Raw genomic sequence first — 16,769 nt, 5'->3', positions numbered from 1 at the left:
ATTTCAGACACTAATTGTCCAGACGATCATCATTATCCTTGATCGATAGGCAGCGCCACGAAGCGGCTCTGATCATTGCTCTGGAGCTGCAACAATACCGCCTTACGACCAGCCTTTGAAGCTTCGGTAATTGCCTTATTGATGTCTGCGGCGTTCTTCACCACCTGATTGTTGACGCTTACGATCACATCGCCGGAACGGATGCCGCGATCAGATGCATCGCTGTCAGGGTCAACATTTGTGACCACCACGCCATCACCTTCTTCAGAAGGGGTGACAGTCAGACCATACGAGTCGAGGGTTTCACCCTGCTCGGTATCGCCACCACCACCGGACTGGGTGTCAGCCTTTCCGAGATCCTGCGGCATGGCTGCAATGGTGATATCGACTTCTTCAGCCTTACCCTTGCGCCATACAGTCAGAGCAGCCTTTTCGCCCGGGATAATGTTCGCAACCTTGCGAGCAAGATCGCGTGGGTCCTGAACTGTCTCACCATTGACGGCAGTGATTACATCACCAGCCTTGATACCAGCCTTGGCAGCCGGACCATCGGCCTGAGGCGATGCAACAAGTGCGCCCTTTTCTTCTGCAAGGCCGAGCGACGCGGCAATGTCCTTGTTTACCGGCTGAATTTGTACGCCGATCCAACCGCGTTCAACTGAGCCCTTCTTGATCAGCTGATCGACAACTTGCTTGGCGGTCGATGCAGGAATTGCAAAGGCAATACCCACGCTGCCACCTGAAGGGGAGAAGATGGCGGTGTTGATGCCGATAACTTCACCGGAAAGGTCGAAGGCTGGACCGCCGGAGTTACCCTTGTTCACTGCAGCATCAATCTGAATAAAGTCGTCGTAAGGACCTGCACCGATGTCACGACCACGAGCAGAGACAATACCGGAGGTTACAGTACCGCCGAGACCGAAAGGATTACCGACTGCAACGACCCAATCACCGACGCGGATCTTGCTGTCATCGCCGAGTTTCACATAAGTGAACTTGCGCTTTGAATCGTCAATTTTCAGTACGGCGAGGTCAGTGCGTGGATCGGTGCCGATCAGCTTGGCATCGAGTTCTGTGCCGTCGTCGAGAACGACGCTATAGGCATCGCCATCTGAAACAACGTGGTTGTTTGTGACAAGGTAGCCATCCTCAGAGATGAAGAAGCCGGAACCCTGTGCGACAGGGCGCTCATGGCCCGGGCGACCCTTTGGACCTCTGCCAGGACGACGGCTATCAGGACGTGCATCGCCGCGCGGTTCCATACCAAAATCACGGAAGAAGCGCTTCAATGGATGGCCGTCTGGGAGCTGATCAAATCCGGGAGGTCCGGAAAACTGCGAACCGCTGTTTGCTGTTTCCTGAACATCTTTCTTGACACGAACACTGACGACTGCCGGACGAACCTTTTCGACCAGATCAGCAAAGCCAGCTTGCTGGGGCGGAGTGACACTTACGGCTTCAGCACGGGCATTGTTCATCACGCCCATCGGGCCGGTGGCAACGAAGGCACCAGCCAGCGCGGCGGACAGCGCTACTGCTGCAACACCCTTACGGTACTTTGAAGTTATGATCTTCGACATCTGTCTCTCCTTACGAGCAGCAATCTCGGACCAGTATTTCCACCAAGGCAAATCCGGTCCTGTAATCCTTTATAGAGCACAAGATAGTTCGAGCTACCTTACCGCTCAATTTCCGGAAAATGAAAGTTTTGTAAGGTTTGGGTTCAATTCAGGAGAAGAAAAAGATCTTATTTGTCATCAAGAAGCCGGGAAAGCTCGGCTTTTTCACGCTCAGACAAAGGCTTTTGGACCTCGACGACCGCATTTCGTCTGCGGAAAGCAATGAACAAAGCAATTCCACCAAACAGCAAAACAAGTACAGGGAAACCCCAAAGAAATGCTGTCTGGGCATTGAAACGAGGTTTCAGCAGAACAAATTCACCATATCGATCAACGACAAAATCCATGACCTGCTTGTCAGAATCACCCGATGTCAGGCGTTCACGCACCAGAATACGAAGGTCACGCGCTAATTCAGCGTTGGAATCATCAATCGATTCGTTCTGACAGACCATGCACCGCAGCTCTGCCGAGATCTGCCGTGCCCGTTTTTCCAATTGCGGATCAGGCAATATCTCATCCGGGTTCACCGCAAGTGCGGCGGACCCGTAAAATGACAAAAGGACTGCCAGGAAAAGTGCTGTAAACCCTCTCGCAATCTTCATGCTGCAGCCTCAGCGGGCTTGGATGAAGATTTACGGGCCTTCGATGGAGCACCAACACGCAGGCGCCGATCAGCAAGCGAGAAGATTGCACCAATCATCATGACCAATGCGCCGTACCAGATGAGCGTCACATGCGGTTTCCACCAGACGCGTACAACGATGGAACCATTTCCCGGCTCATCGCCCAAAGCAACGTAAACCTGACTGAACCAAAGCGTGCGAATACCTGATTCCGTTGTTGGCATCTGTCGAGCCGGGAAGAACCTCTTCGACGGCTCAATCAGTCCCATGTCACGACCTGAGGAATCCAAAAGCGTGAAGCTGCCGCGATTTTCAGTGAAATTGGAGCCGGTGAGAGGACGCAACCCTTCAAAGCGCAACGAATATTCAGCAACTTTTGTTGTTTCGCCCGGCCGCATCAGCAAGACACTTTCAGTGCCGTAAGTTGTGACACTGACTATGCCGAGCAAGGTCACGCCGAGGCCTATATGTGCCAGCGCCGTTCCAAAGACGGAACGCGGCAAGCCTTTGAAGCGAGAAAATGCTTTGCCTGCCGAAACCTTGCCGATACCTGCCTTCAGCCAAAGATCGGTCAGGCTTCCAAGGATCAGCCAAACGGCAAGACCAATACCCAGCGCGGCAAGTACGGAATGGGCATTGCTACGCCAAACCACAATACCGACAGTGATCAGTGACAGAGCGAAGGCAGTCATCAACCGTTGTGCGACACCATACAGATCACCGCGTTTCCAAGCTAGCAACGGGCCAAATGGGACTGCCAACAACAGCGGAATCATCAATGGTCCGAAGGTCATGTTGAAGAAGGGAGCGCCGACAGAGATCTTCTCTCCGGTCATCACTTCCAACAGCAGGGGATAGAGCGTCCCAATAAGGACGGTTGCAGCAGCAGTCGTGAGAAAGAGATTGTTGAAGACCAAAGCGCCTTCACGCGAAATCGGCTGGAACAACCCGCCTGAAGTCAGACTCTGAACACGAAGTGCAAAAAGCGACAGCGACCCACCGATGAAGATCGCGAGAATAGCAAGAATGAAGAGACCGCGCCCCGGATCGGTCGCGAAACTATGCACTGAAGTCAACACACCGGAACGCACAAGGAAAGTGCCAAGCAGTGACAGCGAGAAGGTCAAGATCGCTAACAAGACGGTCCAGATTTTCAGCGCTGAGCGTTTCTCCATTACGATTGCCGAATGCAGCAAAGCGGTTCCTACCAGCCATGGCATGAAGGACGCATTCTCGACCGGGTCCCAGAACCACCAGCCGCCCCAGCCGAGTTCGTAATAGGCCCAATATGAACCCATCGCGATACCGCCAGTCAGAAACATCCAGGCGACCAACGCCCAAGGGCGAACCCAGCGCGCCCAAGCCGCATCAAGACGACCTTCGATCAGCGCTGCTACGGCAAAGGAAAAACAGACTGAAAATCCGACATAGCCGAGATAAAGCAACGGCGGATGGATCGCGAGACCAATATCCTGAAGGATCGGGTTTAGATCGCCACCTTCAATCGGCGCGGGGATAATACGCGTAAACGGATTGGACGTGAAAATGATGAAAGCGAGAAATGCGGTTCCGATCCAACCCTGAACACCAAGCACATTTGCGCGTAGCGTTTCTGGCAAGTTGCCTGAAAAGGCAGCAACCAACGCACTGAAGAAGCTAAGGATCAACACCCAGAGGAGCATTGAGCCTTCATGATTGCCCCAAACGCCGGTAATTTTATAGAGCATCGGCTTTTGCGAATGCGAATTCTCGACAACATTCAGAACTGAGAAGTCAGAGACGACATAGGCGAAAGTCAGAACTGCGAAAGAAAAAGCAATAAGAGCAAAAACAGCCAGCGCAGTCGGCACGGCGACGCCCATCAGCTGCATGTCTCTGCGCTGTGCGCCAACAACAGGCGCGATTGACTGCACCACTGACAAAGCCAGTGCCAGAACAAGCGCGAAATGACCAATCTCGACATTCATAGGCTTTTTCCAGTTTCAATCTCAATTACTGGCTCGATTACTGGTCCAATATTCATCATTGGCCCTCCCACACGCCTTTCTTCTTCAGGCTGTCGGCGAGATCTTTTGGTACGTAGTTTTCATCGTGTTTGGCGAGAACATTGTCGGCGCGGAATACACCGTCAGGGCCAAAACGGCCTTCAGCAACCACTCCCTGACCTTCGCGGAACAGATCAGGCGCAATCCCTTCAAACACGACATTGACGGTTTTGATTGTGTCCGTGACGGTGAAATGAAGTTCGCTACCCTCACGAGTAACCGAGCCTTCTTCAACAAGACCACCAAGCCGGAACCGCGCACCCGATGTAATTTCCTGCTCTGTCAAATCAGCTGGCGTGCGGAAAAAACGGATGTCCTGGCTAAAGGCCATAAGCATAAGACCGACAGCGATTGCGAGTACGACCAGCGCACCGCCGATCAGCATGAGGCGCTTGCGCTTCCTCTGACTGACAGTGCGGGCTAAGCTGCCTGCAGATTTCGTGTTGCGTCCATTACCTTCTGCAGTCGCACTCATTGTGTTGCGCTCCCTGCTTCCAAACCAAGTCCTGCGGCAAAGCTTGTCAGCTCCGTCCGCTTTTCACCATCCAGCGCCGCAACTCCACGTTTCAGTGCATCGAGTGCTGCATCGCGGCGATTGAGGATCATATAGGAGCGCACGAGACGCTTCCAGCCATCGATATCCCCGCTGTTTTCGCGAAGACTTTCATCAAGACGTTGAACCATACCCTCAACCATCGCCTGACGATCTGCCGGGCTCATGGATGCTGCAGCGTCTACGTCGTCTGTCGTGGGTCCTTTGGCTGGCGCGGACGGTGCTAGCGATCCTCGAATGCGCGCAATTGTCTGCTCAACCTGAGCACGCCATGGCGCATCTTTCGGCGCCTTATCAAGGAAAGTCTGCAACCTTGTAATGGCGCTGTCGGCATTGCCGTCCTGCATTTCGCCCTGTGCAAGATAATATTGCGGGCGGATATCGTTGGGTTCGAGCGCTGCTGCTTTTTCAAACAGACCCTCTGCCTCTGCAGTGATTGGTCCACCTGAGACAGCAATCAAAGCTTCGCCGAGACCAAGGATACGAGGGAAATTTTCACCCTCAAGACGAATGGCCGAACGATATGCGTTCACGGAGTCGGCGCCTCGGCCGATACGCAAATAAATCGGCGCCAGAACATCCCAGCCGCGAGCGTCATTGGGGTTTTGAGCCAAGTGTGATTCAGCGCGGGCAATAAGCTCATCAACCGAACTGTTCTGGGGGCTGTTAGCCAAGCGTGCAGCAAGTGGCATGGACGGCGTATCGGGCGCGCCAAAAAGTGGATAGACACCCCAGGCGATAAGGGGAACCGCCAACACAGCTGCAAAAGCCAGCAACCGTCCTGAGCGAACCTTTTTCACCTCGGCAGCAGCGTCGGCGCTGCTCTTTTCAGCACCGAGTATACGACGGGAAATTTCGATACGTGCTTGCTCCGCGCTGGGAGCATCGATCATGCCGCGCGCAGCATCGGCCTCTACTTCGCGCAGCTGGTCTCGATAGACCTCTAGATCGTTTTTTTCAGGGGGCAAAAATTCTTGCTTGTTCCGCGTCAGCGGCAACAAAACAGTCAAAGTAGCTGCAAAAGTCAGCAGTGCGGCAGTCAACCAGAATTCCATGGCTGAGACTTAATCTCAGCGAAGGCAAAAACCAACTCGAAGGACGTGGAATTAGGCTGACTAGGGCAATTCGCCGCAAAGGCTTAATCAAAGGACGCGGATTTGTGCCCGCACATACGCATGGGATAAAATTTAGCGATGCATCCCATGCATGACTGTTTAAGCACCTTTGGCTTTATGTAAGCGGGGTCCAGCTGCCATCGGCATTCCGGCAAGCGGTGCCGCGCGAGGTTTGCGACGCATCACCAATCGAGAATGTGTGAGTATATTGGCGGCAGTTCTGAGAACCCACCTGATAAGGCTGTGCGGCAGTCACATCGCCGGAAGTCGAACCACTACCACTCCATGAAACCGCTTTACCTGCCGGAGAATACTCAAGCGCGCGATATTCCGCTTCAAGTGCCTTCTTACGGTCGCCCGCTGTCAGCTGACCTGCTGAACTGCCAAGGAGTCCGTTCCCGAGCGACGCGAGCAGATCCGGACGTGTTTCTGCTTTCGAGGAAAGTCCACCAAGCGAAGTCAGCCCTGAGCCCTTGCCGCCGCCGGAAGTTCCGCAAGCAGAGAGAGCGAACGCCATAGAAGCGATCAAAAACGGAGCAGAAAACCTTGATACCATCGTCATAACAAATCGGCCTTCATAAAAATGAGCATGCATACTATCGTAGGATGCAGCTATTAATCTAACCTTCTAGTCTGCCTCGTGGCAAAAACAACTATCAATCTTCAGTCAGCGGCAACACAACGCGCACCTGAAGGCCGCCAAGATTGCTTTTTCCCAAGAACAAGCTGCCCCCATATTCACGAACCGTATCCTGAACGATTGCCAAACCAAGCCCAGTGCCTGGCTTCGTTTCATCAACGCGGTTACCCCGTTTCAATGCGGCATCAATCTTGTCGGGAGCAAGACCTGGGCCATCATCCTCAATCAGAATCTCGAACTGGCGTTGCACATCCGCCGCAGGTCGCAGAACGATCTTGATCCGTCGACGTCCCCATTTGCCTGCGTTCTCCAGAAGATTACCGACAATTTCTTCCAGATCTTCCTTTTCACCAGCGAAAACTGCATCCGGCAAAACATTTCTGAATGCAATATTGAACGACGGATTGAGCTTTGCAGTTACGCGTTCCATACGATCAAGCACAGGTGTAACCTGAGTTCGAAATACGACGCTATCCCGTTGCGCAGCAATCCGAGCGCGCTGGAGATAGTGTTGTATCTGAACCTGCATGGCCTCGCTTTGCTCAAGCACCACGCGGCCCTGTTCACCACCCATGGAGCGCGCTTCATTCGTCAGCACCGAAAGCGGTGTTTTCAAAGAATGGGCGAGATTTCCGACCTGCGTTCGCGAGCGCTCAACAATGCGGCGGTTATTCTCGATAAGCGCATTCATCTCGTTTGCCAGCGGTGCAATTTCCAGCGGCAGCGACGTGTCGAGTTTGGCCGATCGTCCCTCGCGAATATCAGCTAAAGCCTGACGCACTTTATCAAGCGGTCGCAAACCAAAGAGAATAATACCAGCATTGATGAACACGCTGCCAAGGCCGAAAATCGCCAGATAAAGAGCCAACTTGCTTCTGAAGTCTGAGATTTCATTCATCACTTCGCTGAGATTGCCCATGACACGGAAGCGTGCGACGCGATTGTCGTTATCGAGAACAACTTCGGTCTCGACAATATAGAGCTCTTCACCGTTCAGGCCTGGCAGCGTGTAGCTGCGCATAAACGAGCTATCAAAGGGCGCCTGCGTGATCGGCATTTCAGGCACGATGCGCCCGACCGAGGACAGCGACTGGAGTTTGCCGGAAATATTTGAGGAAACGGGATCTACAGACCAGTACCAGCCAGAAAGCGGACTGGAATAACGCAGTTCGCCCAGCTCCGGACGCCCTTGAAGGGTGCCTTCCGGAGAGATGCTCACAGCACCGACGAGACTGAAAAGGTGCGCAGTCAGAAGACGTTCAAAGTTGTTGCGCGCAGCATCGCCATAAAGCGTGCTTATCAATGTCGCGACAACGACAAGCGCCAGAATGACCCAAAGCGTCGAAAGGGTTACGACGCGTATCGCAAGAGAACGCAGAGGGGGGAAAATGCTAAGAAGCTTCAGTTCCCACTCCCTTTCACATCTGTATTTCCTTCCGAACGGATACGATAGCCCATGCCACGTACCGTTTCGATCAAGTCAACGCCCATCTTCTTGCGCAAGCGGCCGACAAAGACTTCAATCGTATTGGAATCTCGGTCAAAGTCCTGATCGTAAAGATGCTCGACCAGTTCGGTGCGCGACACCACTTCGTCCATATGATGCATCAGATAGGAAAGCAGCCGATATTCGTGCGAGGTAAGCTTTAGCGCCACACCGTCAATACTGGCCTTTGAGGTCTTGGTGTCCAAATGCAGCGGACCGCACACCAGCTCCGACGAAGCATGTCCAGCCGCACGTCGGATAAGCGCACGCAGTCGCGCCAGCACTTCTTCGATATGAAAAGGCTTTGCGACATAATCGTCGGCACCAGCATCGATACCTGCAACTTTATCGCTCCAGCGATCACGGGCGGTCAGCATGAGAACAGGCATTGTACGACCGCTGCGGCGCCAACGCTCAACAACACTGATACCATCCATCTGCGGCAGACCGATATCGAGGATCACGGCATCATAGGGCTCGGTATCACCGAGATGATGACCTTCTTCGCCGTCAAAGGCACTATCGACAACATAGCCCGTAGCAACCATCGCATCCGAGAGCTGCCTGTTCAGGTCCTTGTCGTCTTCAACGATCAGGATACGCAAGTTTAAAGCTCCTCGCAGGAACGCATTACTGTGCGGGGACGGCCACTTCTACACGGCGCGGGCGTTCGCCATCGCGGCCAGGTACGAGCACAACGATCACACACATGGCACGACCATTTTGCGTGGTTGGTGTTGCCTTGGCCAATTGGCCACCCTGTGAGGCTGCCACTTGTTCTCCAACTGCCGCGCAATCACCAGCGGCAGCGACCAGAAGATTGGACTTCTGTGGCGTCGCAATTGGCAGGGCACCGGCATTAACCGGCAACAGACCAATGCTTACGGCCAGAAGCGCGAAAATTTTGAGAGCAGGGTTCTGTTTCATCATGTCCCTTATATAGCGCCTCCCAGCTGAACGATGCATGAACGATACACTCTGCTTGTCGACACAAAGGAAATTATGCTCATAAAACAGCTTCAACCCCATCTCCGGATTGAAGCCATTCTAAACTATTGTTTTTATGCATAATATCAACCGGAACATCAGTCAATATTCCGGTTTCATGCATCTTTTCAAAACCTTGCTATCACGGATTATAAAATTATGAAATGCGTGAAGTTGCCCCTATGCGCCCAAAAACGGCGATAAGACCGGCAATAGCTGTAGCAAGCTGCAACAAAATATCCGTCAGAGGCCCCTGATCGACAGTTTCACTGACCAGACCAAAAGCTCCCGCAAGTGATAGAAACAGGGCAACAAGGCCTGCCCAGACTGTGCGAGAAAGATACCAAGGCTTATCTTCGATCATGACTTTTCCTTTCTAAATTCAGATCCCACTTGAAATATCAATGCAAGCGAAATCCCCTGCTCCGATTTTAGAACTCACCATTGCAACGCGAAGCTGGAAGTCGCTGGCCCCCAAATCCGAAAGCCGGTCTGCACCGGGGTAAATCCAGGAAGCCGCTTGCACCTGAACGCTTCGGACAAGCACATCCGAACGCCAAATTTCGACCTGATAGGCTTCGCGCTCTTCACCCAGTGGAATCTCTTCCCCAAGCCAGCTATCGGCATCAGCACGGCCGCGCCTGATCCAGCCGAACAACAGATCATTATTACTGAGCCGCTCTGCTTTGAGGTGAACAGGACTCAATGGTTTCAACGCCTGCACACCGCCGATTGCTTTTACAGTGTCGAAAAAATCGTCCGAGAACGATTTACCGGCCGCTCCAATGCGCCAGTTGAGTTCCAACCCGATTTCAGATGTTTGCAAACCTATGCTTTGAACGCCCCCATCCAGCAGGATGAAGGGCGTACCCGTCGGCTTTTCATTGAGGCTAGCGGCTTCTGTGCCAAGCTGCCCGCGCAAAAGACTGTTTAAGCGCCAATGGTTCTGGCCGATTTCTTGAGCATCAAGAAACTGCAGTACCTCCCATTTTCCATCGGAGGACTGCACAAGCGCGGTATTGGCACCATTCAGGATTTGCGTGAACGGTTTCGATTCCAGCTCACCCGAATACAGCACCAGTTCCAATGTTTGACCGTCGATAAGTCGCCCACTTGCCCCTCCGGGCAATGGAGCTGTCAGCTCACCCATAACGGCGCGCTCCCCAATCAGACCACGCTCGGCAAAGCCGTCATCGGAAGGCGAAGCATAAGTCGCGACCCCACGCCACGGCTTTGCATGACAGGCAATACGAAACTGACCAGCCGGATCTTCTGCACCTGGCCAGAGTGGCAGGTCGATGAGATGAAATATCGGCTTCATATCCGAAACAGGTCCGCCCGGCGTCAGCTGCGGCGTTTCTCCCCTATCAGCAAAAGCCACATTGGGTGCCAGTGCTACAGCTTTCACCACCCGCACCTCTCCGTCTTCGAGAGACGACACAACATAATCGCGCCCACCGCCCAGCATATCGAGCCGCACACGATCACCGACATGCAGGGCAGCCTCAGACCACGGCAATGAGAAACTTGCTGTCCGCCGTTCAGCATAACGGCGTGCCATCCAGGCTTCCGCGAGTGCGGTCGCCTGTCCCGCTTCCATTGAGCCGGAGAGGCTGAGGCTTTCCGTGCCTTGGCCCATATCGCGCCGCACCGATGCACCGACCACCTGAAAATCACGCAGCGGATCGTTGCAGTAAAGTTCAGCTACCGAAGGTAAATCGCCCTGATCCTCAAGAACCGCGGTCAGCGCTTCGTCATCGGTCGGTTCGACAAGCGTAGCCGCCACATTAAGTACAGGAGCCGCACGACCAATGCTGCGGAACTTGAACTGCCCTGACTGCTCAAAGCCGTGCACACCAAACACATTCATCAGTGGCTCCAGCACACCGCGAGCCGTGCTGGGTTCTGAAATCACGAAGCCAGTCAGATGCCCATCTGCGCCTGTGCAGTCTGCTTCCGGCAATCCAAAATCTGCGAGGATAGCTGCAATAAGCTCATCAAGAGCAACACCGCTCATGCGGCCATTGAGCCAATGTCCCAACCGCCAGTTTGGTGTGTCTCCCCACACATTGGCTTTCAGCGGAAACTCCGGAAACGGTCTCGTATCCCATGACCAGAGATAGACGCGATCCATGTCGAGCATCGGCCCGCCATAGATTGGGGAAACTGGGTTCCTATCCGGCCAGTAGTGATAATGCGCCCGCAGAAAGCGATCCATGGCAATATCGGAACGCGCTCCATTCGAAAAATAGGGTGTCGCGTTTTCCGAGGATTTCGGATCAGGGAACACATTAGGCTGGTTTGGTCCTTTATCGACCGCCGGGCATCCCAGTTCGGTGAACCATATGGGCTTTGATTGTGGAGCCCATGCCGTTGGCGCAAAAGCCTCGGCACCATCAATGCGATTATAGTGTGGGTTGCTCCACCATGAGCGAATGTCTTTGTATCGGTAAACCCATGGCTTGCCCGCAAGCCCATCCGTGATTGGTGTGCGCTTGCGCTGCTCACGGTTTTCGCTATTGGCATAATACCAGTCGAACCCCTCACCCGCTTCGATGTTGCTGCTCAGACTATCAAGATCGTAAGCACCTTCAAAACCATCAGGGTTGCCGCCATCCAGGTCGCCGTCTCGCCAGTCAGCGAGCGGCATGTAATTGTCGATACCAATGGCATCGATGGCTGGATGTGCCCATAGCGCGTCAAGATTGAAGAAGAGATCGCCGGTGCCATCCTGCGCCTGATAGCCGAAATATTCAGTCCAGTCCGCGCCGTAACTGATGCGACAGCTCTGCCCGAGTTTCATGCGCATTTCGGCTGCAAGCGTGCAGAGATGGGTTACAAACGGAAAGCTGTCGCGGCTTTCGCGGATGCTGGTAAGACCACGCAGTTCGGAACCCAGCAAAAACGCATCAACCCCGCCCGCCTGTATTGCGAGGCTTGCACAGTGATTCAGAAAACGTCTGTAACCCCATGTTCCGTTGACGAAAGCTGTAACCTGATCGGCCGCTTCCAGCGTCTTGTCAGGTGATCCAGAGATACCAATCGCGGGACTACAAGTTATGCGCCCACGCCATGGGTAAACGGATTGTCCCACACCGCCATAAGGCGACGGCAGCGAGTTGCCGGCGGGAACATCCATCATGATGAAAGGATATAGCGTTACTTTCAGGCCGCGCGCCTTGGCATCGCGGATTGCATCAACCACACTCTGGTCGGATGGTGTACCACCATAGGCCGCTCCCTCGCCGCTCTGGGAAATCAGATGCGCTCCGCTGCGCGTAACATTCTCAACTTTCCATGTCTGGCTCGACGACAAAGCACTCTGATGGGTAACACCGGGGCGTATCTGGCAATATCCTGCGCGCAAGTCATCGCCAAACCACGGCAGGACAATCGCCACATGCTGCAACTGAGGACAAAGCGACTGCAGTTCATCCATGGCCACGGTCCAATCGCTGCGACCGCGTTTTGCATTTCGATTAAGCTTGCGGCTTTCACCAGGCGACGGTCGATCCGTAACGGGAGTTGGCGAAAGACCGAACTCGGTTGAACCGGGAATAAGCGCGACAGCACGGACATCTCGCGCCAGCTTCCCAACCGGGCGCAGAACCTCGAACTGAAACTGTGGCAAGCGATTGCCATAGACATCAAGCGGAATACGCTCAAACACGACATAGGCCGTTCCGCGATAGGCGGGAGCATTGCCTGTGCCTTGCTTGGCTTCAATCAGCGGATCGGGCTGCTGCGTATCCGTGCCGTGATAAATGCGCATTTCGATTTCCGTAAGGTCAAGCTCTTGCCCGTCGGCCCAGACACGGCGAATGCCAGCAATTTCCCCCTCGGCAACGGCATAGGCTGCATTACCGAAATAGCTGTAGGAGGTCACCTTCGGACCGCCCTTGCCGCCCTGACGCTCCGTAGTTTTCTTTTCCTCATGCCTTGTCGCCCAAATCAGCGTGCCGGAAAGTCTTGCCGTGCCATAGACGAACGGCAGAGCTGCTCCTTCTTCGGCTGTTGCCACGCGCCCGCCATTGAGCCTTGCCCCTTCCATATGGCGGGTGGAGTTGATGATAGCCGTATCGATGGCATAACCACCCATTGCGCCAAGCCCTGCGCCGATGGCAGCACCCACAGGGCCAAAAATGCCACCGACGGCAGCGCCCACCGCCTGCAGAACAACAGTCGCCATTGCTTAACCTTCTGGTTCAGGAAAAATGAAAATTCCGGCTATACGTTTTTGCCATTGCGGCACCAGCCCAGAAGCCATCACCCGATGCCCCTCATAGGCATGGATGAAACGGTTCTCATTGGCCATAATGCCAAGATGCTTGGCCGCCATATCGGACCGCCAGCGAAAAACGAGGAGATCACCCGGCTGCGGATCAGTGCCGTCGCGGCGCTGCATATGGCGCGATGCGGCTTCAAGCAGCGGATCGCCGTGAGCGGCCTCCGCCCAGTCTGGCGCATAGGTACCGGGACTTTCCGGTTCAGTGCCATAGATCTTGCGCCAGATACCGCGCACGAGCCCAAGGCAATCGCAACTGATACCGCGCGCGGAAGCGCTGTGGCGGTAGGGCGTGCCAATCCAGCTTTCCGCCTCCGTCAGAATTCTATCTGCAATATTCATGGAACCAGCGCGCTCCCGTCATATTCGTTGTTGGAGCTGACATAGGCAAAGGCGGCGTCATTGCCCGGCAGGTGCGGGAAGCCGCGAAAATTTGCGCTATTGGCAAACTTTGCTTTGCAGGTGGCAAAGCTCTTGTCACAGCCTGCCACCAGTCGAAAACCGTCGCCCGGTTTTGCGGCAAGAACTGGCGGTTCTGTGAGATTCAAGCGATTGCCGCTATGTGCGAGGACGCGCACCGAACCGCCCTGATTATCTCCGCTTGTCCATGTGAGCCGCCCTTGTGTAAACCAGCTGCTGGCAAAACCATCGAGCCCACTCACACTGAGAATTGCACCGTCGACGCTTACAACAGAACCAACTGCAAAAAAGCGCGGGTCGTCGATATTCACGCCGCAGCGTTTATCGCCCAGCACCGCATCGCATTGACGCAGAACACGCCGTCCACAGACGGCATCAAAAGCCGCAGCAGCACCCTTCAGTTCCATCACAAACCGGCCACCTGAGCGCGTGATTGCCCCGACCGTCCAGCGCCGCAAAAGCATGTGCTGATCTGGCATGTTCCAATTGGCGAGATAGCTCTCGACCACGGCACCATCAAAGCGCCCCTGCTCAATATCGGTCTCGCTGATGCGTATCGACGACAACACACCTTCGACATCGCCACCCGCGATGGAAAGACCGAGCGTTGTCGTGGCTTCGCTGCTGTTAAGACCCGTTAATGGCTCGCAGGAAATACCTTCCAGAACCAGCGCCTGGTCGTGATCTGTGAAACCCAAGACCACCTGATCGGAACGTCTGATAAGCCATGCAAAGCAATGGCTTGTCACTTCTCCCTTCAGATGTGATTCAAGTTCTGCCGGGACAGGGATCATGCCTTGACCTCAATGATGGGAATAGATGGGATTTCACCTGCTTGAAACGAAGCAATGCTTGCTGTGAGGCGGTCTGTATCGAAGCGCACAGGCACATCGAAAAGGAAACCAGCCGTTACCTGTGCGCTGTCAGCCGGCACATAATCCGGGGTAAAAGATACAGTCCCCTTCGCATGATCGATTGTGAAAGCTTCACCCTCGTTGAGCCTCACGCCGTTGACGCCAACCAGCACCGAACCCACAACGGGACGTGTGATCGGTCGACTGTACGCTTCGTAATGTTTGACAAGCTGGAACATGGTGGTTGCGCCATCGCCTTTTCCTATCATCTGATCGGTAAAGGATGGCGCAGAACTGCCAGCAGCCGAAGAAAAGTCGAACGGATCGCGGAAGCGGAAACTATGCAGCGATCCGCGTCTTGCCTCGAAAAAGACAAGCACTGTTTTCAGATCGTCCAGCGACCGCAGACCGGTTCCCGCATCGAAATGTCTGCGTGAATGCGCCCATCGGGCATTGCGCTTTTCAAAGCCTGATGTGAGTGTCACGATTTCATTGCGCCACTCCGGCCCACCCGTCGCACCGAATGAAACACCCAACGGAAAACGGACATCGTGAAAAGCTTCCATCTCACATCCTCCGTGCGCCGCGGCGCACAGCACCCGCAAGCATGGCTGACAGCTGTGCTTCGGATTTGCGGAAGGAAGATGCGTCGGGCGATGTCATGTTGAACACGACCTGCACGGGCTTGGAGCCACTGCCGCCAGTTGCAACGCCCAGCCTGCCATCGGCACCCCGCGCCAGCGGCAGGATCGCTTCCGCTCCCGCCTCACCCGTCAGACCCAGAGAACCATTCCCCATGCCGAAGTAAGTAGGGCTTGAAACAACCCCGCCCTTGGCAAAGGGCATGATGCCGCGAATGCCGCCCATCACACCCGACATTAGCGAGGAGCCAAGACTTTGTAGTGGCTGAAGCCCAGCAGAAAGCGCTGAGCCTGCCAGACTACTGGCAAGCCCGCGCAGCACATTATCAAGCCCCTTGCCGGAAACGATTGCACTTTTCAGTGCCGTTGTCAGGCTTGAGCCGAAGCTTGACGAACGCTTTTCAAGATCGGTCAGAGCGCGATCAAAGGCGCTCGTGTCCGCCTCGACGGAAACGGTTACGTTTTCATCTGTCATGTTAAATTACCTGTCGGGAAAGGCGTGCATCAGCGCGTCGAGTGTCGTGCGCGAAGGCGCATTCGTGCTCTGCGAAACGGGTCCAAGAACGGCGCCAAGTTCGCGTGGGGTCATGGCCCAAAAGTCTTTTGAGGAAAGCCGCAGCAAACCAAAACCTGCGCGCATCACGTCTTGCCAGGGAAAAGGCTGACGTGAAGGAACTGATTCAACTGCGGCACTCAAGGGTTTGAAGGAGAATCGCTTTCTTCGGTTCCGAAGGTCGCGGTCAGCAGTGCTGAAACGATGCGGGCATAGCCGCTCGCGCCTCCATCTGCTCGCATCTCCGCTACATCTTCAAACGGCACATCATGTCCACCGCCATGCAAACCGGCGCAGATGATACGCTGCATATCGAAGGCGGAAAGCTTGCCGCCGGAAAATCGGGCAATCAAATCGGAGAGATTGTCCGCTTCAAAAGCAGACTCCAGTTGTGCCAGCGCACCCAGCGTCAGGCAGAGAGTCCAGTCGCGGCCATCAAGTTTTGCCGCAACCTCGCCGCGATGGCGATTGACCATCATAGTGCATCTCCGAAGGAGATTAGTCCTGCGGATTCCAGTGCAATTTCAAACGTCACCTCCGCATCGTGATTGCCGCCATATTCAAGGGCCACAATCTGGAAAGGACCGGTGATGGTGCCAAAGTCGGGCAAGCAATATCTGCTAGTTGCGAATCTCACCATCAAAGAACACACTACGGATAAGAGCATCCGATGTTGCATCCTTGAATATGCCCGATCCGCTGATCGAAGCTCGTTGCACGCCGCTTCCGGCCAGCAGTTGCCGCCACCGACCGGCAGCATCCGCATCTGTCACATCGACGGTTTCGGCATTGAAAGCAATGCGCTTGGTGCGCAAGCCAGCACAGGTTTCAAACTGGTCCGTGCCATGCGCAATTTTCAGCAAGATATCCTTGCCGCGTTGAGCTGCCATTCTGTGTTCCTCGATCTTTTTGCTTTTACGCGCATCTTAATTCTGATCGAAGCGG

17 protein-coding genes and 1 pseudogene are annotated in these 16,769 nt (G+C 54.5%); all 18 read right to left on the bottom strand.

What is annotated here, in order from left to right; genetic code table 11:
- Window positions 1-32 precede the first annotated feature (32 nt).
- Window positions 33-1,580, bottom strand: coding sequence for a Do family serine endopeptidase (locus CEV34_RS10345; RefSeq protein WP_007874214.1), 1,548 nt, complete (start codon window positions 1,578-1,580; stop codon window positions 33-35).
- A gap of 167 nt (window positions 1,581-1,747) precedes the next feature.
- Entirely contained in the window at window positions 1,748-2,224 is a 477-nt protein-coding gene (locus tag CEV34_RS10340) for a cytochrome c-type biogenesis protein (RefSeq protein ID WP_007874212.1), read from the bottom strand.
- On the bottom strand, window positions 2,221-4,212 hold the full coding sequence (locus CEV34_RS10335; RefSeq protein ID WP_007874210.1) for a heme lyase CcmF/NrfE family subunit: 1,992 nt from the start codon (window positions 4,210-4,212) through the stop codon (window positions 2,221-2,223). The genes CEV34_RS10340 and CEV34_RS10335 overlap by 4 nt, the downstream gene beginning before the upstream one ends.
- A 55-nt stretch (window positions 4,213-4,267) precedes the next feature.
- Window positions 4,268-4,765 (bottom strand): cytochrome c maturation protein CcmE, encoded by a 498-nt coding sequence (gene ccmE, locus CEV34_RS10330; RefSeq protein WP_007874208.1) that lies wholly within the window; start codon window positions 4,763-4,765, stop codon window positions 4,268-4,270.
- Window positions 4,762-5,898 (bottom strand): c-type cytochrome biogenesis protein CcmI, encoded by a 1,137-nt coding sequence (ccmI, locus tag CEV34_RS10325; protein ID WP_007874207.1) that lies wholly within the window; start codon window positions 5,896-5,898, stop codon window positions 4,762-4,764. The genes ccmE and ccmI overlap by 4 nt, the downstream gene beginning before the upstream one ends.
- A gap of 175 nt (window positions 5,899-6,073) precedes the next feature.
- Entirely contained in the window at window positions 6,074-6,520 is a 447-nt protein-coding gene (locus CEV34_RS10320) for a membrane protein (protein ID WP_039859602.1), read from the bottom strand.
- A 94-nt stretch (window positions 6,521-6,614) separates the two neighbouring features.
- Window positions 6,615-7,925, bottom strand: a complete 1,311-nt coding sequence (locus CEV34_RS10315; RefSeq protein WP_039859600.1) for an ATP-binding protein — start codon at window positions 7,923-7,925, stop codon at window positions 6,615-6,617.
- Between the two features lie 74 nt (window positions 7,926-7,999).
- Window positions 8,000-8,689 (bottom strand): response regulator transcription factor, encoded by a 690-nt coding sequence (locus tag CEV34_RS10310; RefSeq protein WP_007874201.1) that lies wholly within the window; start codon window positions 8,687-8,689, stop codon window positions 8,000-8,002.
- Window positions 8,690-8,714: 25 nt separating this feature from the next.
- A complete protein-coding gene (locus CEV34_RS10305) occupies window positions 8,715-9,011 on the bottom strand; it encodes a hypothetical protein (protein WP_007874199.1) in 297 nt (98 codons plus the stop codon).
- 217 nt (window positions 9,012-9,228) lie between these two features.
- Window positions 9,229-9,435, bottom strand: coding sequence for a hypothetical protein (locus tag CEV34_RS10300; RefSeq protein ID WP_007874197.1), 207 nt, complete (start codon window positions 9,433-9,435; stop codon window positions 9,229-9,231).
- Between the two features lie 18 nt (window positions 9,436-9,453).
- Window positions 9,454-13,260, bottom strand: a complete 3,807-nt coding sequence (locus CEV34_RS10295; protein ID WP_094543557.1) for a baseplate multidomain protein megatron — start codon at window positions 13,258-13,260, stop codon at window positions 9,454-9,456.
- A 3-nt stretch (window positions 13,261-13,263) separates the two neighbouring features.
- Entirely contained in the window at window positions 13,264-13,698 is a 435-nt protein-coding gene (locus CEV34_RS10290) for an NlpC/P60 family protein (RefSeq protein ID WP_007874194.1), read from the bottom strand.
- A complete protein-coding gene (locus CEV34_RS10285) occupies window positions 13,695-14,570 on the bottom strand; it encodes a DUF2163 domain-containing protein (protein ID WP_007874193.1) in 876 nt (291 codons plus the stop codon). The genes CEV34_RS10290 and CEV34_RS10285 overlap by 4 nt, the downstream gene beginning before the upstream one ends.
- The gene (locus CEV34_RS10280; RefSeq protein WP_007874192.1) at window positions 14,567-15,196 is read right to left on the bottom strand and encodes a DUF2460 domain-containing protein; all 630 of its coding nucleotides are present in this window, start codon (window positions 15,194-15,196) and stop codon (window positions 14,567-14,569) included. The genes CEV34_RS10285 and CEV34_RS10280 overlap by 4 nt, the downstream gene beginning before the upstream one ends.
- Before the next feature lies 1 nt (window position 15,197).
- Window positions 15,198-15,746, bottom strand: a complete 549-nt coding sequence (locus CEV34_RS10275; protein WP_094543554.1) for a phage tail tape measure protein — start codon at window positions 15,744-15,746, stop codon at window positions 15,198-15,200.
- A gap of 6 nt (window positions 15,747-15,752) precedes the next feature.
- Window positions 15,753-15,968 (bottom strand): rcc01693 family protein, encoded by a 216-nt coding sequence (locus CEV34_RS10270; protein WP_007874189.1) that lies wholly within the window; start codon window positions 15,966-15,968, stop codon window positions 15,753-15,755.
- The gene (locus tag CEV34_RS10265; protein ID WP_039859598.1) at window positions 15,965-16,303 is read right to left on the bottom strand and encodes a gene transfer agent family protein; all 339 of its coding nucleotides are present in this window, start codon (window positions 16,301-16,303) and stop codon (window positions 15,965-15,967) included. The genes CEV34_RS10270 and CEV34_RS10265 overlap by 4 nt, the downstream gene beginning before the upstream one ends.
- Window positions 16,300-16,714: pseudogene (locus CEV34_RS10260) on the bottom strand (phage major tail protein, TP901-1 family). Before CEV34_RS10260 ends, CEV34_RS10265 begins: the two are co-directional and overlap by 4 nt.
- Between the last annotated feature and the right edge of the window lie 55 nt (window positions 16,715-16,769).

Origin of the sequence: Brucella pseudogrignonensis, from assembly GCF_002252525.1 — a bacterium.
Classification (GTDB): domain Bacteria; phylum Pseudomonadota; class Alphaproteobacteria; order Rhizobiales; family Rhizobiaceae; genus Brucella; species Brucella pseudogrignonensis.
The sequence above is the reverse complement of the archived record's forward strand: the minus strand, read 5'-3'. Positions and strand labels throughout refer to the sequence as shown.